15 protein-coding genes are annotated in these 21,033 nt (G+C 49.3%); 7 read left to right on the top strand and 8 right to left on the bottom strand.

All coding sequences use genetic code 11. The features are described 5' to 3' along the window. The first annotated feature begins 57 nt into the window (after nt 1-57). Entirely contained in the window at nt 58-1,029 is a 972-nt protein-coding gene (gene ispB / locus CBE68_RS16005; protein ID WP_087507103.1) for an octaprenyl diphosphate synthase, read from the top strand. A gap of 102 nt (nt 1,030-1,131) precedes the next feature. On the opposite strand, the gene CBE68_RS18960 is transcribed toward ispB, so the two are convergent. Together CBE68_RS18960 and mdh are read right to left on the bottom strand one after the other, a co-directional pair. Continuing rightward, nucleotides 1,132-5,796 carry a family 31 carbohydrate-binding protein gene (locus tag CBE68_RS18960; RefSeq protein ID WP_143824597.1) on the bottom strand — a complete coding sequence of 1,555 codons (4,665 nt, stop codon included), beginning with the start codon at nt 5,794-5,796 and terminating at the stop codon, nt 1,132-1,134. A gap of 464 nt (nt 5,797-6,260) precedes the next feature. Next, nucleotides 6,261-7,196 carry a malate dehydrogenase gene (gene mdh / locus CBE68_RS15970; RefSeq protein ID WP_087507102.1) on the bottom strand — a complete coding sequence of 312 codons (936 nt, stop codon included), beginning with the start codon at nt 7,194-7,196 and terminating at the stop codon, nt 6,261-6,263. Nucleotides 7,197-7,437: 241 nt separating this feature from the next. Between mdh and argR the strand changes: the two genes are divergently transcribed. Next, nucleotides 7,438-7,905: a transcriptional regulator ArgR gene (gene argR / locus CBE68_RS15965; RefSeq protein WP_087507101.1), complete on the top strand. Its 468-nt coding sequence runs from the start codon at nt 7,438-7,440 to the stop codon at nt 7,903-7,905. 111 nt (nt 7,906-8,016) lie between these two features. Here the strand turns inward: argR and CBE68_RS15960 are convergent, their stop codons facing one another. The 3 genes from CBE68_RS15960 to CBE68_RS15950 all read right to left on the bottom strand — a co-directional run bounded on the left by CBE68_RS15960 (nt 8,017) and on the right by CBE68_RS15950 (nt 10,295). Then, complete coding sequence (locus CBE68_RS15960) at nt 8,017-9,297, bottom strand: ammonium transporter (RefSeq protein WP_087507100.1); 1,281 nt, start codon at nt 9,295-9,297, stop codon at nt 8,017-8,019. Between the two features lie 37 nt (nt 9,298-9,334). After that, the gene (gene glnK, locus CBE68_RS15955) at nt 9,335-9,673 is read right to left on the bottom strand and encodes a P-II family nitrogen regulator (protein WP_087507099.1); all 339 of its coding nucleotides are present in this window, start codon (nt 9,671-9,673) and stop codon (nt 9,335-9,337) included. A gap of 262 nt (nt 9,674-9,935) precedes the next feature. Next, nucleotides 9,936-10,295, bottom strand: a complete 360-nt coding sequence (locus CBE68_RS15950) for a YacL family protein (protein ID WP_087507098.1) — start codon at nt 10,293-10,295, stop codon at nt 9,936-9,938. A gap of 113 nt (nt 10,296-10,408) precedes the next feature. Between CBE68_RS15950 and msrP the strand changes: the two genes are divergently transcribed. The 5 genes from msrP to CBE68_RS15925 all read left to right on the top strand — a co-directional run bounded on the left by msrP (nt 10,409) and on the right by CBE68_RS15925 (nt 16,260). Beyond that, entirely contained in the window at nt 10,409-11,365 is a 957-nt protein-coding gene (gene msrP / locus CBE68_RS15945) for a protein-methionine-sulfoxide reductase catalytic subunit MsrP (protein WP_087507135.1), read from the top strand. Nucleotides 11,366-11,392: 27 nt separating this feature from the next. After that, nucleotides 11,393-11,998: a protein-methionine-sulfoxide reductase heme-binding subunit MsrQ gene (locus CBE68_RS15940; protein ID WP_087507097.1), complete on the top strand. Its 606-nt coding sequence runs from the start codon at nt 11,393-11,395 to the stop codon at nt 11,996-11,998. Between the two features lie 129 nt (nt 11,999-12,127). Continuing rightward, a complete protein-coding gene (locus CBE68_RS15935) occupies nt 12,128-13,717 on the top strand; it encodes an ABC-F family ATPase (RefSeq protein WP_087507096.1) in 1,590 nt (529 codons plus the stop codon). 212 nt (nt 13,718-13,929) lie between these two features. Beyond that, nucleotides 13,930-15,714: an OPT family oligopeptide transporter gene (locus CBE68_RS15930; protein WP_229744620.1), complete on the top strand. Its 1,785-nt coding sequence runs from the start codon at nt 13,930-13,932 to the stop codon at nt 15,712-15,714. Between the two features lie 12 nt (nt 15,715-15,726). Beyond that, nucleotides 15,727-16,260 (top strand): hypothetical protein, encoded by a 534-nt coding sequence (locus CBE68_RS15925; RefSeq protein WP_087507095.1) that lies wholly within the window; start codon nt 15,727-15,729, stop codon nt 16,258-16,260. An 89-nt stretch (nt 16,261-16,349) separates the two neighbouring features. Here the strand turns inward: CBE68_RS15925 and CBE68_RS15920 are convergent, their stop codons facing one another. From CBE68_RS15920 to acnB, 3 genes are all read right to left on the bottom strand, one after another. Further along, nucleotides 16,350-17,327 carry a hypothetical protein gene (locus CBE68_RS15920; protein WP_143824596.1) on the bottom strand — a complete coding sequence of 326 codons (978 nt, stop codon included), beginning with the start codon at nt 17,325-17,327 and terminating at the stop codon, nt 16,350-16,352. 172 nt (nt 17,328-17,499) lie between these two features. Further along, complete coding sequence (locus CBE68_RS15915; protein ID WP_087507133.1) at nt 17,500-18,021, bottom strand: DUF2058 domain-containing protein; 522 nt, start codon at nt 18,019-18,021, stop codon at nt 17,500-17,502. Nucleotides 18,022-18,287: 266 nt separating this feature from the next. Then, nucleotides 18,288-20,888 carry a bifunctional aconitate hydratase 2/2-methylisocitrate dehydratase gene (gene acnB, locus CBE68_RS15910; RefSeq protein WP_087507132.1) on the bottom strand — a complete coding sequence of 867 codons (2,601 nt, stop codon included), beginning with the start codon at nt 20,886-20,888 and terminating at the stop codon, nt 18,288-18,290. Nucleotides 20,889-21,033 lie beyond the last annotated feature (145 nt).

Genomic DNA, 21,033 nt, shown 5'->3' with positions numbered 1-21,033 from the left:
CGCGTAAACTCCACTCTGCTTTTTATTACCTAAGTGATTCATATTTCGGCAACTCAGATGACACTGGACCAAATTCAACAACTCGCAAAGAACGATATGGAAGCTGTTAACCAACTCATTGGTGAACAACTGACCTCCGATGTCGCTCTGATTAACCAGCTTGGCTTTTATATCGTTAATAGTGGCGGCAAGCGCTTGCGGCCGCTAATGACAGTATTGGCTGCCAGAGCTTTGGGTTACCAGGGTGAGCACCATGTCCGCTTAGCCGCTCTAATTGAATTTATCCACACAGCCACCTTGTTACACGATGACGTGGTCGATGAATCGACCATGCGTCGCGGCCGAGAAACCGCCAATGCGCTGTTTGGTAACCAAGCCAGTGTACTGGTCGGCGACTTTCTTTACACCCGCGCATTCCAAATGATGGTGTTGTTTGATGACATGAAGGTCATGGACATTTTGTCTGATGCCACTAATCGGATTGCTGAGGGCGAAGTACTGCAACTAATGAACGTCAATGATGCCGAGGTTGACGAAGACAGCTACTTCGAAGTGATTTACTGCAAAACCGCCAAACTATTTGAAGCAGCAACACGCTTAGCGGCAGTAATAACAGACCAAGATCCAACCATCGAGCAAGCCATGCTCGATTACGGTAAGCACTTAGGCACCGCTTTCCAGTTAATTGACGATGTCTTGGATTACACCGCTGATGCCGACACCATGGGTAAGAACGCAGGTGACGATTTGGCAGAGGGCAAACCAACCCTACCGTTGCTTCACGCCATGCACCACGGTAATGAACAAGAAGCGGCATTAATAAAAGATGCCATTATCAACGCCAATGGCTTGCCCCACTTGGCAACCATTCAAGCCACCATGGCCCGTGTCGGCTCGTTGGACTATGCCCGCCAAAAGGCTGAGCAAGAGGCAGATAAAGCGATTGACGCACTAGCGGCCATCCCCGAATCAGACTTTAAACAAGCCTTGATTGGTTTGGCTAACATCGCCGTCGAACGCGATCACTAGGCTGCTTTCACCAAGCTTCGTTCACTGAGCTACATTCACTTAGTTGCATGAAAAAACACAAAAGCCGGTCAAATGACCGGCTTTTTACTGTCGAGCGCTTGCTTACAGCGAACGAAGGAAGTTCAGTAAGTCTTCTCGCTCTTGCGCGCTAGAGCCAATGTAGGCGTCACGAGCGGCACTGGCGGCACCGCCATGGGCTCGAACCGCTGCATCCAAACCTTGTGCACGACCGTCGTGCATAAACAGCGCATTGTTGTCATCACCCAGTTGACGCAATGCTTGTTCATCGGCACCCAGTGTCCGCTGCGCTAAGCCCGGTGCTTCGGCATTGTTAAAGCCCATACCAGTATCTGCTTCCATGCTGACCAACACCACATTGGCAGCTCGGCCAATACCCCACAATGGCGCAGTACGGAAGATACCATCGCCCATATCATGAGCCTTCATGTCGGTGTACGGACGGATCACATCACCGCTTTTCAGCTGCAGTTGCTCTTGGTGACAAGATGCGCATTGCATCTGACCTTTGAATAACTGCTCACCGGCAATCACCGAAGGCTCAAACATGGTGCTTTTATCACGCTGTGGCACGCCAACGAATTGACTGTAGTTGGTTAGCTTATCAACGAGTGTGTTGTCAGGATTTGGTACCGCAAAATCGGCATCCAAAGCAAAGCGTACCGCTTCTTCAACACTCGCTCGATTGCCTTCCCAACCAAAGCCAACTTTGCCGGGGAAATCGACCACGTTTTCCAACAGCCCTAACCCAATCAATGGCGGCGCTATGCGCTGCGAGCCATCAGGCAAGGTGAACACGGCATCACTGCGACCATCGTTAATATGGCAAGATTCACAGGTGTCGAATTCGGCGCCATGAACCGGCGTACCAATTGGCTCGCGCAAGTCTTGGTGCTGACGCACGAAGTCGCGAACCACCGTCAAGCTATCGGTGTGCTGATGCTGCATGAACGCAGCGGCACGTTCGTAGACAGTGGCGCCGTGGGCATCAATGCTAGCGTAGCCGCCAAGCAATGCGCGGGGGTCGACGGATTCTTTCGCCCAACCATGGCCCGGTACATAGTAGAACATCTGTGAATAGAGGTTCGCGCCAGCGCCACCAACCGGTTGTACTCGCAGTTCCCAGTCAACATTCTGACCATACGAGAAAACCTGTCCGGCATTACAGTTGGCTTCATTTGGACCGATTTGATCACAGCGGAAGCTGTAACTGTGCAATGGGCTACCATCACCAGCTCGAGCACCTTTGCCTTCAATACCCGAGAAAATAATCTCCATACTTTCTTGGAATGGCGATTCAGCTTCATAGGTGAACACCACATTGAAGATCAGATCTTGACCGGCTTGGTCTTGCGCAACAGTGACGACAAAACGCGGCACATTCATAAAGTGGGTGGCCGAGTTTTGAATCGAACTGGTACTCTTGGCAAACACATTGTGATCGTTGAACACGCCTTGTGGATGCTGACGACGAGTCCAGCCTGCAAACGCTTCAACATCAGCGCTGGCCCAATTGCCAGCAACACACCCTTCAGGACGGTTTAACGCATACAAAGCTGAATCAGCATACTCCAATGCGTTGCCGGTTTTGCCCGGTTCGGCCATTGGGGTAAAGAAACGCTCATACGACACGTAGTAGCTCACCTCACCTTCAAGATACGGTGCAGGAATGCTCAAGGTTGCTGAGTCGCCATTACGGCTACCTGCAACCGTACCAATGTGATCCATTTGGCCACTGGCCGGATTAGTGCGGAAGAACACCGCTCGCAAACCATCACCCCAGACTTCAGAAGCAAACAGGTTGCCAGCCCGGAACACTAAGTCGGTGCCATTAATGTAAGTGTGATAACCAAAAGTCGGAATGTTGTTGCTATACAAATCCGAACACATCGGCAAGGCCGCATTTTGCCAAGTGGTATCAGCAAAATCAGGCGTCGGTACATCGGCTACCCACCAAACACCATTAACACCTTGGCCGTTGGTATCGCCAGCATTGGCGTCGTTGGCAAAGAAGTACAAGTTTTCACCATCAAGGGTGACCTGCAAACTACCATCAGTGCGAGTGCGCGTAGCCAAGTTAACGCCAAATGGCGCTTTTAGCTCGTCGACAGAAGCAACGGTATACGGCGGCCAAACGTCGGCACAACCGCCACTACACTGGCTAGCTCCACCGTTATCGGTATCAAAGGTGTAAAGCGTAAACCCGGCCTGCTGCGCACCGTTACCGGCGACTAAGTAATTCCCCAAGTTAACATCGCTAACGACCACAACAGTATCGGATGTGACAGGGTCAACCGGATCAGTTGGATCGGTTGGGTCTGTCGGATCAGTAGGGTCGGTAGGATCAGTTGGGTCGGCCGGATCGGTTGGTGTTCCAGAGTCGGCGGTAAACGTCTCGCTACCATTGACAATAAACTGGCTGAGAACATCATCCTGCACTTTGAACTCGATGTCATAGGTAGTACCCAACACGCCAGGGAGATCGCGATAGAACATACCATTGGCGCGCTCACCGGAACGACAGTCGGAGTTGACACACAGGTAGTGCCAGCTGGCAGTCCAGCCACCATCGACATGATAGATGCGCATGGTGTTGTCATCGACGTAGGCAAGACCAAAATCAGCAGCAGGTTGCGCTGGGTCAGTAGGATCGGTCGGAATAGTTGGGTCCGTCGGGTCGGTTGGGTCCGTTGGATTAGTTGGATCCGTCGGGTCGGTTGGATCGGTCGGATCAGTTGGGTCCGTCGGATCAGTCGGATTAGTTGGATCCGTTGGGTCCGTCGGCGTGCCACTGTTTGCGGTGAAAGTCACTGAATCGTTGGCGATAAATTGACTGACTACGTCATCCTGAACTTTGAATTCAAGATCATAGGTTGTTCCCAAAGTGGCAGGAACATCGCGATAGAACAAACCACCCGAACGTTCACCAGCGCGGCAGTCGGAATTGACACACAAATAATGCCAGCTGGCAGTCCAGCCCTGATCAACGTGATAAACCCGCATGGTGTTGTCATCGACGTAGGCAACACCAAAGTCTTCGGCTGGCTGAGCTGGGTCCGTTGGATCGGTAGGATCAGCCGGATTGGTCGGGTCCGTTGGATCAGTTGGATCAGTCGGTTCAGTTGGGTCCGTTGGCTCGGTCGGATTGGTTGGATCGGCTGCCAAACTGAAAGTGACGTAATCCAAATTCAACGCCGCATCACCACTATCAAACTGAACTTTAACGTCTGCACCTTGCGGAATCGCTAAATCGACAGAAACAGCGGAGTAGCTGCCACCCCATCCACCAGTACCAGAAAAGCTGACGTTGTTATCAACTCCATCAACGTATACCGAAATAGTGCCGGAATTCATCGATGCAAAATGCAGTGTCAGTTGATCCGCTTGCGGTGCATTGGCAAACGTCACACCAGAGTTAGGTGTGTAAATGTACGCCACACCTTGACCGCCTTGAGCAGCGCCATCGTCATAGATTTGAGCATCACCAGCTAAGATGCCGGATTCAGCTTCAACTGTGGTGGTTACCGGTGTCACTGGATCGGTTGGGTCCGTCGGATCGGTTGGGTCTGTTGGATCTGTCGGTACGCCATCACCGGCTAACAGGAAGCCGCGAGATTGAGAAACAAAATCGATGAAATGAGCTTTGATCTCTGGGCTTTGCTGAATGCGAGAATCGGTGTACTTAAAGAAGTTGGCGCCAGCTTGGTCGGCAGCACTTTCCCATTGTGGTTGCGCTGTCCAATCGGCATTGATGTAGTGCCAAGCCTTAGTGACATTGCGAACAATCTCAGCTTCTTTTTGATCCCACCACACCAAATCGTTAATTACCCGAACCGGGTTTGACGTGCCTTGAGCTTCGTTACGACTGGTTCCAAATGGCAGTTTGTAGTCGTACTGAACACCCAAATCACCATGCGGCGTCACCTCAGCAATAAATAGCGGCAAGCCCTCTACTTCGGCAATTTCGGCTTCTTCTAAAATGTCACTGTTGAACTGCGATACGCCAACCCAATCGACATAGCTTTTACCCGGCCAATAACCTTGCTCCTGCTCACCTAATGCTTGATTGGTGGTTCGCCCTGTTCCGTGGTAAGCATCCGATTGCCAAACATGAGCGACATTGGTGACGCCTTGGCCATCGAGATAATCTTTGACGTATTTGTAGATTGTTCGGAATGAACTGTCGCTTAAACCATGGGCATCGCCATTGAATTCATAGCAAGTGCGCAAAAAGAAACTGGTGTCTTGATGTAACTTGAAGAAGTCAGCTAATTCGGTCAGTAGATCATCGTGAGTACCGCTTTGAGCGAGACCAGCGGCTTGATCATTGCCTGGGCAAAACATTCCCAGCGCCACCACTTCCGGCTGATAGGTTTCAATAATCCACTGCGCATTTTGAATCCCAGAGCCCCATTGATTGCGGCGCTCTGAATCACTACATCCAGCAGCTGTATAACTGTTGTAGTTATCGATGTTTTTAAGACCATCAAGACCTTTGAAGCAATAGTCGGTGGTTGGTTCGGTGGCGCCGCGCGTCAGCGTGGTGTAGGCGGTAAAGCCGTATGGTCTAGGTAATGTAGCGTCCGCCATGTACTCTTCAATGGACACTTGGTCTTGACCGAGCAGAAACATGCGTTGGCCATCTTGCGGTACTGCCGGCTTACCGGCAGCCATTGCACCACCACTAATTGTGACGCTCATGATTGCAGACAGCAGCGCAGCGTTGTGAGCTTGCTTGCTTGATTTCATAATTCCCTCCAGCCGATAGCAAATCAGCTATGTATTAACCACGTCCGAGCCTTAGTGTTTTTACTTTTTAGTTGGCGTTTGGACGAATTCGCTGATCATTGCGCCGTTGAATACGGGCAGAGAATCAGCAAGATGGCAATCATTCCTAAAGTCATTCTCATTGCCGAGCAATGCCAGAGCAAAATGTGACCAATCTGATTGATGGGTCTTGCAATTGTGACAAACGACTCAAAAATGTTACCGATCACATTAAATTAACATGCTATTTTAACGCGCTTTTATCAACACTAACGAAAGGGAACTAGATTTAATTTTGATAACGTAAACAGATAGCAAAAAGCTATCCTTGATGGCTGATTAGATTGATGACTCCGCTAGGGTAAGTGATGAGTCAAAGTCAAAAAGTGATGGTGCAAAAACGAAAAAAGCGAGCCGAAGCTCGCTTTTTGCTCAGCTGTTGAAGCTTAGCCGTTTACAAACTCAACACCCTTGGCAATATCACCCTTCAAGGTATCGAGCATGCCGTCCAGAGCGGCTTTTTCGTAGGCGCTGATCTCGCCATAAGACAAGATTTCTTCAACACCACCCTTGCCTAATTTCACAGGCTGAGCAAACAACGTCGCGTGCTCTGAGCCACCATCAACATAAGTGCACTCAACTACACCTTCTTCACCGTTCAGCGCTTTCACCAAGCTCAAGCAGAAACGAGCCGCCGCTTGTCCCATTGATAAAGTTGCAGAACCGCCACCGGCTTTGGCTTCAACCACTTCGGTACCAGCATTTTGAATACGATGAGTCATGGCCGCGATCTCGTCATCAGAGAAGTCCAAGCCCAACTGGCTCAACAGTGGCAGAATGGTCACGCCGCTGTGGCCGCCAATAACATTAATGTTGACATCTTCAGGGTTCAAACCTTTGGCTTCAGCAATGAATGTTTCGGCACGAATCACATCCAAAGTAGTGACACCAAACAGTTTGTTTTTGTCATAGCAGCCTTTGGCTTTGAATACTTCTGCTGCAATCGCAACAGTAGTGTTAACTGGGTTAGTAATGATACCAACGCAAGCTGACGGACAAACATCTGCAATTTGCTCAGCCAAGTGTTTGACGACACCGGCATTAACATTAAACAAATCAGCGCGGTCCATACCTGGTTTACGTGGCACACCAGCAGGGATAAGAACAATATCAGCACCTTCAAGGGCTTTACCTAAATCGTCTTTGCCATAACCTTCAATCGATACAGCCGTTGGGATATGGCTGAGATCTTTGGCTACGCCAGGAGTAACCGGTGCAATATCGTACAGGGCAAGATCAGTGCCTGCTGGTAATTGGGTTTTTAGCAGAAGGGACAGCGCTTGACCGATTCCGCCTGCGGCGCCAAGTACAGCAACTTTCATAATTATTCTCCTAATTAGGATTTTAGATTGTGTAGGGTATTTTTATTCCATGCTTACAATAGCCTGCACCCAAAAACGGGTAAATAAGTTGTGCGAAATCAAAGCACGGTTCTACTCATTACCACGCGATATCAAGTCGTAAAGCAAATGCAACACACATAATGGACAATCAGGGCCGCATAAATTTGCCCATATTTGCAAATTTATGCACAATGACTGCATAACAAATTAGGGGTCAGTTATGCAATCCAGCCAGCAAGATGCTTTAATCAAAGCATTTCATAATCTACTCAAACAAGAGCGATTCGGCTCACAAGGAGAGATAGTTAACGCTCTAAAAGATCAAGGCTTTAGCAATGTAAACCAATCCAAAGTTTCGCGCATGCTGTCTAAGTTCGGAGCCGTCCGAACCCGCAATGCAAAACAAGAAATGGTTTATTGCCTGCCCGCTGAACTAGGCGTTCCAACTACCTCGAGCCCGTTAAAAAATCTAGTGATCGACATTGATCACAACGACTTTATGATTGTCATCCGCACCAGCCCTGGTGCAGCACAGCTTATTGCTAGATTGCTTGACTCGATCGGCAAAGCCGAGGGTATTCTGGGCACAATCGCAGGCGATGATACCATCTTCATTACCCCGACCAAAGCTGCGGGCGTTGAATCAACAATCAATTCAGTGCGCAACTTGTTTGGCTACAGCGCATAGTGCGCAAATTGTAGCGAGGATACAATTTAGACCTTAGTCTTAATCGCTATAAAAACTGCATAAAAAACCGGAGCACTAGGCTCCGGTTTTTAGTTTGATTAGTTATCGTGATTATTTGTTGCTTACACCAAACTCTGGGTAGGCTTCCAAACCACAATCGGTAACGTCTGTACCAGCATATTCTTCTTCTTCGGTAACACGGATGCCCATAACCGCTTTGATGATTGACCAAACAATCAAGCTAGTTACGAATACCCATACGAAGATAGTCAGCGTGCCAACCAATTGGCCCATGAAGGTCGCATCGGCGTCAGACAGCAGTACCGCGAAGATACCCCAGATACCAACAACACCGTGAACAGAGATAGCACCAACTGGATCATCAATTTTCAGCTTATCAAGAGTGATGATTGAGAATACAACCAAAGCACCACCAGCAGCACCAATCAGCGTAGACAGCAATGGTGTTGGGTCAGCAGGCTCTGCAGTAATAGCAACCAGACCAGCCAATGCGCCGTTCAGAATCATGGTCAAATCAGCTTTCTTGAACAGGATCTTAGCAACGATCAAGGCAGCAATCGCACCACCAGCAGCCGCAGCATTGGTGTTCAGGAATACGTTTGCAACTTCGTTAGCTACCGCGATACCACCCAATTTCAGAGTAGAACCACCGTTGAAACCGAACCAACCCATCCACAAGATGAAAGTACCTAGCGCAGCCAATGGCAGGTTTGCACCTGGAATCGCGCGAACTTCACCGTTAGGACCGTATTTGCCTTTACGAGCGCCAAGCAGCAATACGCCAGCCAAAGCAGCAGCAGCACCAGCCAAGTGAACAATACCTGAACCGGCATAGTCAGAGAAGCTCAGTTCGTATAGACCGAATACTGATTTGCCACCCCAAGTCCAGCCACCTTCGATTGGGTAGATGAAACCAGTCATCACAACAGCGAATGCTAAGAAAGCAAACAGTTTCATACGCTCAGCAACCGCACCAGAGACGATCGACATACATGTTGCAACGAATACTACCTGGAAGTAGAAGTCAGAAGCACCGGCATATTCGCCCATGTCGCCAAAACCAGACTCATGAGAAGAGGCTAGAACAGCAGCAACAGCAGCATCATCCATACCTGCAACAGTTGTTACGCCAGACAGGAAGTAACCACCGTCATACATGAACTGATAACCACAGATCAGGTACATGGTACAAGCGATCGCGAACAGTGCGACGTTTTTGGTCAGAATTTCAGTGGTGTTCTTAGAGCGAACCAGACCAGCTTCAAGCATGGCGAAGCCAGCTGCCATCCACCAAACCAGTGCACCACAGATTAGAAAGTAAAAAGTGTCAATTGCATACTGCAATTCAAAAATATGATTCAAGTTGTCCATTATTTTCTCCCGGAATAGTCAGACTTGACTGCAGGCCTTAAAGGGCTTCTGCATCGGCCTCGCCTGTACGAATCCGTACAGCTTGTTCTAAGTCGTAGACGAACAATTTGCCGTCACCGATTTTGCCGGTGTATGCCGCCTTGCTGATTGCTTCTACCAAGCGCTCAACGTTGTCATCATTAGTGGCGATTTCTAGCTTCACTTTTGGCAAGAAATCTACTTGGTATTCAGCGCCACGGTATAATTCGGTATGGCCTTTCTGACGACCAAAACCTTTCACCTCAGTAACAGTCAGACCTTCAATGCCGACCTCTGAGATTGCTTCTCTGACATCATCCAGCTTGAACGGCTTGATGATTGCAGTCACAAGTTTCATCGCGTACTCCCTCGGGTATGTATTTATAGTTCGGGGTTTAATTAACAAGCATCATGCCACAATGAAACAAATCCATATTATTCATTGAGTTAGCTAAAAAAACGAAGAGTAGCGAGATTTAAATATGGGCTAATGCACCAGATTGATCCCATGGTGCGCACCAAAAAAGATCAGCAATGGGGAGCAATCACATTTATTGTCATGCCAGCACTAAGATCGTGCAGGAGGGAATATGAGGCCGCCAAAGTTGCCTCAAAAATCATTAAGAAATATGTTGAAACCAAGCAGTTACCAACTTATGAAAATCTTCTGGTCCGGCCTCTGCCGATAAGCTTTCATGATCATCGCGAATCCCCTCCTCACCAGATAGGGGCATATCCTCAGGTGTTGTCATGCTATGGTGCGCCAGCAAAATAGCGTCTCCTTCGCGCTCTATGGTCCACTCTCGGCCGTGCTGACGCCAATCGCTCAAGGGCTCATCAAGCTGTCGCAGAATCGCTTCCAGCAAGCTCACATTCGCGCCAACTTCCTCGGTTAACCAAGTGCCAAAAGGCCCCTGCGGCTCACCAACTTTCGCAATAGGCCGACCATCGATGGGGTCGATAAAGAACTCATAGTCCATTTGTTGATCATTCTTGTTAACAGTGCCGTTAGTAATAATAGCGTATCGCGAGGTGAAACTTTTACCTCTATGTCTCGGTCTCTGTGATTAGTAGACCAATGAGTAGTGAAGCAATGAAAAAGCAGACACCAACGATTTCTGAAGCCGACGTGACAGACGAAACCGTTTATCTCAACAGGCGTCAGTTAATGAAAAACGCTGTGACTTTGTCGGCCCTGTCGATGTTGCCGCCTCATGCCCAAGCAGCAGCCAAGGTTTACCCGTTGAAGTACCGCAAGGATGCGTCTGATTTGCCTTTGACACCCGAGCAAAAGGTAATTAGCTACAACAACTTCTATGAATTCGGCACTGACAAAGGCGACCCAATCAAGAATGCTCAGAACTTCAGAACGTCGCCCTGGCATGTGACGGTCAGTGGCGAAGCCGAAAAAACCGGCACTTTTACCCTCGAGGATATTCTCAAGTGGAATCCGCTTGAAGAGCGAATCTACCGGCTACGCTGTGTTGAAGCGTGGTCGATGGTCATTCCATGGGTTGGCTTTCCGTTAGCGGACATGTTGAAAAGGTTTCAACCCACCAGCAAAGCTAAGTACGTCGCTTTTGAAACACTCTACGATCCTGAGCAAATGCCTGGTCAACGAAGTCGCTTCGGCGGTGGCGGTATTAACTATCCATATGTAGAAGGCTTAACAATCGACGAAGCAATGCATCCGCTAACACTGATGGCAGTAGGTCTTTATGGTAAAACACTGCCACCACAAAATGGCGCACCGATTCGCCTCGTGGTGCCCTGGAAGTATGGTTTCAAAAGTATAAAATCGATTGTCAGCATTAAGTTTACCGAGCAACGACCGCGCACAACGTGGAGCGAACTTGCACCCAATGAGTACGGTTTTTTCGCCAATGTGAACCCTAAAGTTGCCCATCCTCGTTGGTCGCAAGCCAGTGAGCGAATCATAGGCACCGGCGGGCTGTTTGCGCAAAAACGGCGAGATACCGAACTGTACAACGGTTACGCGGAGCAAGTGGCGTCGCTATACAGCGGCATTAAAGAAAATCATTTCTTTTAGTCTGCGGATGAATGACGCGACCAACCTATGCTGAACACCAAACCTCAACTTTGGCTTTTCAAAACCTTGCTTCATGCCGCCTGTTTGTTACCGGCTGTGTGGATGTTTTATCTCGGTGCCATTGATTCACTGGGCGCCGATCCGGTAAAAGCGCTGATTCACTTTTATGGTATTGGCGCAGTGCATTGCCTGCTGGCAACGCTATCGGTATCGATCATTAGCAAAAAACTAAGGACACCGCTGCTCATGCGATGTCGCCGTTTACTGGGGCTTTATGTGGCATTTTATGCCACCCTACACATTGTCTGCTTCTTGGTTTTTGAATGGCAGTTGCAATGGGCCGATGTGGTTGACGAGATCATTCGCCGCCCCTACATCACTGTTGGTTTTGTGGCTTGGCTAATATTTGTTGCCCTGACACTAACGTCGCTTCAACTGGCGCAACGAAGAATGGGCGTGAAGTGGGGCCAGCTCCATAGTTTGGTTTATCTGTCGTTAGCTTTGGCATTGCTGCATTTCTATTGGTCGCAAAAAAGCCCCTGGAATGAGGCGATTATTTACGCCCTTGCAGGAGCAGTATTGCTCTACTCGAAGCGCGCGCGGCTCATGGAATGGCGCAAACTATTTCGATAGCGCCAAACGATTCGGCCTATCGCCCATCCATCACTGAATGTTTTTTGTCCAGCACCCTCGATTTTTTGTGACGAAGGCCCTATAGTGCGCGCGTTGAAACCTTTCTAAATGCAGAACTAGGACCGTCCTTTGATTTCTACCGCGAACATCACCATGCAGTTTGGTGCCGAACCTTTATTCGAAAACATCTCCGTAAAATTTTCTGGAGGCAACCGTTATGGCCTAATTGGCGCCAACGGCTGCGGCAAATCGACCTTTATGAAAATTTTGGATGGTAGCCTTGCGCCGAGTTCAGGAACCGTCAGCATCACACCAAATGAACGCATTGGTAAGCTGCATCAGGATCAGTTCGCATTCGAAGAGTTTTCAGTGATTGATACCGTCATCATGGGCCACAAAGAACTCTGGGAAGTGAAGCAAGAGCGAGACCGCATATACTCGTTGGCAGAGATGTCTGAAGAAGACGGTATGAAGGTCGCCGATTTGGAAACTCAGTTTGCCGAAATGGATGGCTACAGCGCCGAAAGCCGCGCTGGCGAAATCTTGATTGGCGCCGGCATCGACGAATCGTTGCACTTTGGCCCCATGAGTGAAGTGGCCCCCGGTTGGAAGTTACGAGTTTTGCTCGCTCAAGCCTTGTTTGCCGATCCAGATATTCTGTTGCTGGACGAACCAACCAACAACCTCGACATCGATACCATTCGCTGGCTGGAAAAGGTGTTGAACGATCGTAAAAGCACCATGGTCATCATTTCTCACGACCGTCACTTCCTCAACGAAGTCTGCACTCACATGGCCGACATCGACTACGGTGAGTTGCGAATCTACCCAGGGAATTACGATGATTTCATGAGTGCTTCGACCTTGGCCCGCGAACAACTGCAAAACGAAAACGCCAAGAAAAAAGCGCAAATCGCCGAGCTACAACAGTTCGTCAGTCGTTTCTCTGCCAATGCATCAAAAGCCAAGCAAGCGACGTCTCGCGCTCGTCAGATCGACAAAATTAAGCTCGAAGATATCAAGCCATCAAGCCGCGTCAGTCCGTTTATTCGTTTCAATCAGGAAAAGAAGCTCCATCGCCAAGCATTGATTCTGGAAAATGTCGGCCATGGTTTTGACGGTGAGACTCTGTTCAGCGGCGGCGATATGATCATTGAAGCTGGCACTCGTTTGGCCGTGATTGGTGATAACGGCGCCGGTAAAACCACCTTCCTGCGTTGCCTGATGAACGAATTAAATGCCAATGACGGGGTCATTAAGTGGTCAGAAAATGCCGCGTTGGGCTACTGCCCACAGGATGCAAATGCCGAGTTTGCCGACGAAATGACTATCTTCGATTGGATGAGCCAGTGGCGCAAACCGGGACACGATGACCAAATCGTTCGCTCCATGCTGGGCCGCCTATTGTTCTCCGCCGATGACTATAAAAAGTTAGTGACGGTCTGCTCAGGTGGCGAAAAGAACCGCATGCTGTTCGGCAAGCTAATGATGCAAGAGCCGAACGTATTGCTAATGGACGAGCCCACCAACCACTTAGACATGGAGTCTATCGAAGCATTGAACTTGGCGTTGGAGCACTATGAAGGCACCCTGATCTTCGTCAGTCACGACCGTGAATTTGTTCAGTCACTAGCCACTCGTGTGGTTGAAATCAAAGACCGGAAGCTGAATGACTTCCAAGGAACCTACGAAGAGTATTTGGCCAGCCAAGAAGCCTAGAGCATTTTAGGTTTCAGTTCTTTGGCGTCACAGTCACCCGCTAGTTATGGTTGCAAACCACTACGTCAGGTTTGCAACCAACCTCAGTACCCAAGCCAATATTAACTCCATTCAGCCAGCAGATACTCAAGCTGTGGCTGTAGATTGTCTTCCTCATAGTTATCACTGACAATAGCCCACTCATAAAACCACAATAACAACAGGGACTGACCGTGTCAGAGATAACTACCGACAGCCAAGTAGAGAAGCCGACCTCTACTGGCCCTGAACCGAATAACAGTGGGCCATTAAGCTATGGTCCCTATCCTGAACTATCGAAACAAGCCATTTTGGTTGGCTACTTTCTTGGTGTGATCATTGCCATATCGATTGGCTATGCCTCACTCAAGCTGGGCTTTTCCATTGAAGGCTCGGAACTAGCCGCCATTCTTGGTTTTGGTATTCTGCGCGGCATTCTGCGCCGCCGCTCGATCATTGAGAACAACGTCACTCAAACCGTCGCATCTGCCGTCAACGGCGCATCATCGGGCTTGATGTTCTCGGTGCCAGCCATCTTCATCTTGGGTTATGGCTCAGAGCTAAACCCCTACATTGTCACCTTTGGAGCTATTGCTGGGGCCTTCTTGGGTATTGCCTTCATTATTCCCTTGCGCAAGCAAATGATTGATTTCGAACGCCTGACCTACCCAGGCGGCGTTGCCGTGGCGACCATTTTGAAATCACCAGGCGCCGGCATCGAAAAGGCCAAGCTGCTAGTTGGCGCCATGCTGTTCTCCGGCGTGGTGCATGTCATTGCGCTGTCTTTGGGGATTCATGATTTATACATCAGTGATTGGCTCAGCATCCCAGATGACTTTGCCTATCTGAATCTGGTGTTTTACGCCTCGCTAATGACCGTGGGGGTTGGCTTTATCGCTGGTCGCGGTGGCTTTGCCTTTATCGTCGGCGGCTTTGTTTGTTATTTCTTCCTCGCTCCCATGCTCGACCTCACCGGCATGTTGCCTGTCGATGAAGCGGGCAACAAAATCACCGACGCTGAAGCCTTGCGACTCAGCCTGTTCCGGCCAACCGGCATTGGCATGTTGATTGGTGGCGCGGTGATTGGGGTGATTTTCGCCCTGCCGCTGATCCGCTCGGCCATTAAGTCGATGCAAAACAGCGCCAAAGTCGAAAGCGCCATGAGCCGCGACGAGATGCCGATTAAGCTGCTGTACTTCGCTGTGGTTGGCGCCGCAATTCTGCTGATGATCATGGCTTGGACCTCCGCCGAGCAAGTGGGCATTGGCCGTGGCATCGCCATGGGATTACTGGGCACACTGTGGATTTGGATGGCTGGCATTATTCTTTCTGAAGCCATCGGCCGCACCAACTGGTCGCCACTCAGTGGCATGACTCTAGTGGCGGTCACCTTGTTGATTATGCTCACCAGCGGTATGGAAACCACCGGCGCCATTGTAGCCGCCGTGACTGTTGGTGCCGCAACCTGTGTTGCCATGAGCCAAGCCACTGACTTGATGCTTGATATGAAAACAGGCTATCTAGTTGGTGCCACCCCGCGTATGCAGCAGCTTGGCCAATTTGCCGGCGCATGGCTGGGGCCAATTGTCATCATCGTGCTGATCTACATTCTCCACAGCGCCTTCGGTCTTGGCAGTGACGAGCTTCCAGCACCTCAAGGTCAAGCGCTCGCGTCCATGGTTCAAGGTATTACCGGCGGCGATGTACCAGCGGAAAAATACACCGCAGGCGCTTTATTGGGCGGTTTATTATCAGCCATGAGCGGCGGCTTGGGCATTACCGTGGGCCTTGGTTTCTACCTGCCATTTAACATTGTACTGACCTACGCCATTGGCACCCTGCTCCGCGAAATCACCGATCGCAACCTAGGCAGTCATTGGTCAGATAACAAAGGCATTCCAATCGCCGCAGGTTTAATCGTTGGTGAAGCCTTGGTTGGCGTCGGTTACGCCGTAGTCAAAATCGCAAGTGCAGCATAGGAGACAAAGCAAATGATTAATTTAGCAAGATTTATCGTGGTCGCTTCGTTTCTCGCTGGCGCCTATTTAGCGTCATTGCATGAAGAAACCATCAATTGGATGCTATTCATTCCAGTGATTATTGCTGGTGTAGTCGGCTTGGTCCTGCTCAAATCCAGTGAGAAAGCCGCAGCGCAAGATGACAGTTTGTTAGCAAGCGACAAGCAAACATTGGAAACCAGCTTGAATAACATCCTGAGCAACCTTCGCGAACTCGACGGTCGTAAAGACAAGGTTCCTACCTATCAAATGCGCTTTGAAATCGATCGCATGTTTCGCGACGACTTGAACAATTTTGCCGATAGCCGCGAGAGCATGAAGCACTTATTTGGTCTGATGGCCTACGCCGACATATTGTCGAGCTTTGCCGCTGGCGAGCGTTATTTGAATCGGGTGTGGTCGGCGTCAACCGATGGCTATGTCGATGAGGTGTTAACCTACGTCTCCAAGGCCCACAGCCAATTTGAACATGCTTTGGAAGAATGGAAAAAAGCTGAAGCGGGATGATTTAGAGGGCTGGCGTTAGTTCTCTAAAATTGAAAAAGCCAGCTAGGTTATTAGCTGGCTTGAACCGATATTAATTGCTCTTCAATTAACTACTCAAAAGCAGATTCACAAGGGGGAATTGATTCGCTTAAATTAGCGGCAAAATCTAGTGCGGTATCTCTATCGAAGAACCACAGATCTGTGTTGTCGTAATCGCCTTCTGCAATGTAATGCGTCTTTAGGTATTCCTCTGTGCTGCCGCAAACAATCTCAGAAGCTCCATCCTCTTCTCCGAAGAAGCCAGATTCTGTGAGCATGCTGTCAATAATATAATCAGCATCGCTATTGAGTAAGCCAGTTACTTTAAACTGAGTCCCATCGATGTTAAAGCTTATTTCTTCGACAACAGCTACGTTGATTCCATTGTCTTCAAGGTCTCCTCCTGGGGCTCCAAACCAAACAACATAAAAGGTCCTGTCGCTAAGCCACTCAAAGCTAAAGCGACTTGGGATAGCTACATTGTGAATCGTTTCAAGCAAATGTGCGTGTGCCTGATCGGCACCGACAAGAGCACTATGGGGAGAACCACTGTTTGCCACTAACTCGACGACTTCAATATCAAAATCTTCATCAGAAAAATCGACGTCCATGTTCTGTGCGGCATCATGAGCCTCTTGGGAAATATTAATCCCATTCTCACTATCGCCATCAACATCTATTGATATTAGTAAGCGTGCTAAATTTGTTACTTCAGGATGGTTAGTATCTACCGTGTCAAAGATTTCCAGCGGCGTAATGCTAGGTTGTGCGGGGGTATCCGGCAACTCGATTCCGCCAATAGCAAAAGTTACCGACTCTCCATCTAAGTACAGAAATTCTCCCGTATCGCTGGTCATTCCAGATTGCGTTAATGTTTGAAAGTGAATACCCGCTACAGGACCGACAAATACACCTGTCAAAGGGGTTGAATTCACAGAGTTTGTATTACTATCTGAGCTTCCACTTCCGCCACCGCAAGCCACCAGTACAGCAGGTAACAAACAACTCATAATCCTTCGTTTGCATAACTTTTTCGTTAACTCATACATCCTAAATCTCCTTTTAGGTTATCGTGATGTTACTGCGCATTTGAGTATATGAAGGGGAGTTTTATCTGGAATTCATGAGGCGAAGTGAACTTGATCAAAATCAATTTTAGACACATTAAGCACTAACTCATTTTGGGGCATAAACGAGTTGGCTGGCAGCGTCAGCCTTTAATCACCACATCAAATCATCTGGCACGACAAACTCGGCGTACGGATCGTCTTCGTCAACGTCCTTATCTTCAACAACGTTGTTAAGCACCACCAAACTCTCATCTCGCTGGGCAATTTTATCGGCCACGCCGGCAGGCACTACTTCGTAACCTTCACCAAATCGAACAATCGCCAAGCGACCTTTAACCAGATCTTTTTGGGTCTTTTGCTCCACGTAAATGTTCTTCACCAGCTTATCGTCGGCAAAGCTGTAACTAATATCACCGTTGCTGCGATCGATACGGTTTGCTTCAATCAGCTGCTTGATTTGGGCGACAATGGCTTTTTGTTTGGCGGCTTCATCACGCTGACGATTCAGTTCTTTGGCTTTTTGCTGTTCAGCAATGCGCTTTTCTTCCGCAGCAGCTTTTGCTTCACGCGCCTGCACTCGGCCTTTTTTGGCCTGCTTTTTTACCTTGTCTGCTTTTTTCTTGCTGACTAAGCCAGCTTTTAACATTTGTTCTTGGAGGCTTAATTTAGCCATCGTTTCACTCTCTTTCTTGGTGACACGCTTAGTGGACACAATGATAGGGAAAAGTACCACGGATTGACGCCAGCGAGATCAGGATTCTGCGGTTTTTGCCAAACTGCAGAAGTGACTCTCTGGTTTAGGTATCAACAGCTCTATGCCCAAGCATCTGCCGCATGGATGCGGCAGATGAGCCATCAGGGAAGATTTCACGGCGCCTTGGAAATAGAAAAGCCCGCGTTAGCGGGCTTTGTATCAAACTGCGTTTGGTTTAATTGAGATTAAACTTCAGCCGTTTGGAAAATCACATCATCAGCCTTGTCGGTGTAGCTTGGCATCTGATGGAAGTTCAAGTAGCGGTAGGTATCGGCCGCATCTTTATCGATGGTTTTGGCGTACGTCATGTACTCATCGGCGTTCGGGATCTTACCGATAATAGAAGCAACCGCCGCCAATTCAGCAGATGCCAAGTAAACGTTAGCGCCAGTACCCAAACGGTTCGGGAAGTTACGGGTAGAGGTAGAGACAACCGTTGCATTGTCAGCAACACGTGCTTGGTTACCCATACACAGTGAACAACCCGGAGATTCGGTGCGCGCACCGACTTTACCGTAAACGCTGTAGTAACCTTCATCAGTTAACTGCTGCGCATCCATCTTGGTTGGTGGAGCAACCCAAAGGCGAGTTGGCAACTGACCAGAGTAGTCTTGCAGCAATTTACCAGCGGCACGGAAGTGACCGATGTTAGTCATACAAGAGCCGATGAATACTTCATCGATGCCTACGCCAGCAACGTCAGACAGGGTCTTGGCATCGTCTGGGTCGTTCGGGCAGCACAGGATTGGCTCCTTGATGTCAGCCAAGTCGATTTCAATCACTTCTGCGTATTCAGCATCAGCATCGGCTTCCATCAACTCTGGGTTTTCCAACCAAGCTTCCATCGCCTTAATACGACGCTCGATGGTACGGCGGTCGCCATAACCTTCAGCGATCATCCACTTGAGCATCACAATGTTAGAGTTCAAGTATTCGATGATTGGCTCTTTATCCAGCTTGATGGTACAGCCAGCAGCAGAACGCTCCGCAGAGGCATCAGACAGCTCAAACGCTTGCTCTACGGTCAGCGTTTCTAGACCTTCAATTTCCAGTACGCGACCAGAGAAGGCGTTCTTCTTGCCCGCTTTCTCAACGGTCAGCAGACCTTGCTTGATGGCATACAACGGAATGGCGTGAACCAAGTCGCGCAAGGTAATGCCTGGCTGCATCTCGCCTTTGAAACGAACCAGAATTGATTCTGGCATATCCAACGGCATCACACCGGTTGCTGCCGCGAACGCGACCAAGCCAGAACCTGCTGGGAATGAAATACCCAACGGGAAGCGGGTGTGCGAGTCACCACCAGTACCAACAGTGTCTGGCAGCAGCATACGGTTCAACCAACTGTGAATCACACCGTCACCTGGGCGTAGCGATACACCGCCACGGTTCATGATGAAGTCAGGCAGCGTGTGATGGGTTTCTACGTCAACTGGTTTTGGATAAGCCGAAGTGTGACAGAACGACTGCATGGTCAAGTCGGCAGTGAAGCCCAAACATGCCAAGTCTTTCAGCTCGTCACGAGTCATAGGACCGGTGGTGTCCTGAGAACCCACAGTGGTCATCTTAGGCTCACAGTATTGGTTCGGGCGAACGCCGGCAACACCACAAGCTTTACCCACCATCTTCTGCGCCAAGGTGTAACCTTTGCCAGAATCAGCAACCGCTGCTGGACGACGGAATACATCGCTAAATGGCAAACCTAGCGACTCACGAGCGCGGTCAGTGAGGCCACGACCAATGATCAATGGAATACGGCCACCGGCGCGTACTTCATCAATCAGAACGTCAGTTTTCAGTTCAAAAGTAGAAATCACTTCGTCGGTGCCGTGCTTGCACACTTTACCTTCGAATGGGTAAACGTCGATGACATCGCCCATGTTCAATGTGGTGACGTCTAGTTCGATTGGCAATGCACCCGAATCTTCCATGGTATTGAAGAAAATTGGCGCGATTTTGCCACCCAGTACGTAACCGCCAGTGCGCTTGTTTGGTACGTATGGAATGTCATCACCGAAGAACCACAAGACTGAGTTGGTAGCAGACTTACGTGAAGAGCCGGTACCAACAACGTCACCAACATAAGCAACAGGGAAACCCTTGGCTTTTACTTCTTCGATTTGCTTGAGCGGGCCGATTTCACCGGCTTTTTCTGGCTCGATGCCATCGCGAGCGTTTTTCAGCATCGCCAACGCGTGTACTGGAATGTCTGGACGTGACCAAGCATCAGGTGCTGGTGACAAGTCATCGGTGTTAGTTTCACCGGTCACTTTAAATACCGTGAGAGTGATTTTTTCTTGCAGTGCTGGCTTGCTCAGGAACCACTCGGCATTGGCCCAAGATTCCATCACCTGCTGAGCAAACGCGTTACCGGCTTTGGCCTTCTCTTCAACATCATAGAAAGCATCAAACATCAGCAGCGTGTGAGACAGCGCTTTAACAGCGATTGGCGCCAGTGCTTCAACATCGAGCAGTTCAATCAATGGCGCGATGTTGTAACCACCTTGCATGGTACCGAGCCATTCAGTGGCCTGTTCAGCACTCAAAATAGGAGAGCTTGCTTCGCCTTTGGCGACAGCAGCGAGGAAGCCAGCCTTTACATAGGCCGCTTCATCTACCCCAGGAGGTACGCGTTGGGATAGTAGTTCAAGTAGAAAGTCCTCTTCACCAGCTGGTGGGGTTTTAATCAGTTCTACTAGTTGTGCGGTTTGTTCGGCGTTTAATGGTTTTGGAACCACGCCTTGGGAAGCACGTTCTTCAACATGCGAACGATAAGCGTCTAGCACAGTTTTCATCCTCTCGTCAGTGGGGGCGCCTTGTGCACGTTTTCAAAGGTAGGGCGTTTAATTGGAATTGGAAACTGCCCATAAATTGAGCGCAAAATTATATCCGTAATAGCGCATAAAGGCCAATAAGACCAAAGGCTAAGAT

Source organism: Neiella marina, from assembly GCF_002165625.1.
Lineage (GTDB): Bacteria > Pseudomonadota > Gammaproteobacteria > Enterobacterales > Neiellaceae > Neiella > Neiella marina.
This window is presented reverse-complemented; position numbering and strand designations above follow the sequence as displayed.

Bases quoted from the DNA above. Each gene is read 5' to 3' on its own strand.
- CBE68_RS15960 (WP_087507100.1), bottom strand. From the start codon at position 9,297: ATGGACAACTTGAATCATATTTTTGAATTGCAGTATGCAATTGACACT.
- CBE68_RS15950 (WP_087507098.1), bottom strand. From the start codon at position 10,295: ATGGACTATGAGTTCTTTATCGACCCCATCGATGGTCGGCCTATTGCG.
- mdh (WP_087507102.1), bottom strand. From the start codon at position 7,196: ATGAAAGTTGCTGTACTTGGCGCCGCAGGCGGAATCGGTCAAGCGCTG.
- CBE68_RS15940 (WP_087507097.1), top strand. From the start codon at position 11,393: ATGCTGAACACCAAACCTCAACTTTGGCTTTTCAAAACCTTGCTTCAT.
- CBE68_RS15915 (WP_087507133.1), bottom strand. From the start codon at position 18,021: ATGGCTAAATTAAGCCTCCAAGAACAAATGTTAAAAGCTGGCTTAGTC.
- CBE68_RS15920 (WP_143824596.1), bottom strand. From the start codon at position 17,327: ATGTATGAGTTAACGAAAAAGTTATGCAAACGAAGGATTATGAGTTGT.
- CBE68_RS15925 (WP_087507095.1), top strand. From the start codon at position 15,727: ATGATTAATTTAGCAAGATTTATCGTGGTCGCTTCGTTTCTCGCTGGC.
- glnK (WP_087507099.1), bottom strand. From the start codon at position 9,673: ATGAAACTTGTGACTGCAATCATCAAGCCGTTCAAGCTGGATGATGTC.
- ispB (WP_087507103.1), top strand. From the start codon at position 58: ATGACACTGGACCAAATTCAACAACTCGCAAAGAACGATATGGAAGCT.
- CBE68_RS18960 (WP_143824597.1), bottom strand. From the start codon at position 5,796: ATGAAATCAAGCAAGCAAGCTCACAACGCTGCGCTGCTGTCTGCAATC.
- argR (WP_087507101.1), top strand. From the start codon at position 7,438: ATGCAATCCAGCCAGCAAGATGCTTTAATCAAAGCATTTCATAATCTA.
- msrP (WP_087507135.1), top strand. From the start codon at position 10,409: ATGAAAAAGCAGACACCAACGATTTCTGAAGCCGACGTGACAGACGAA.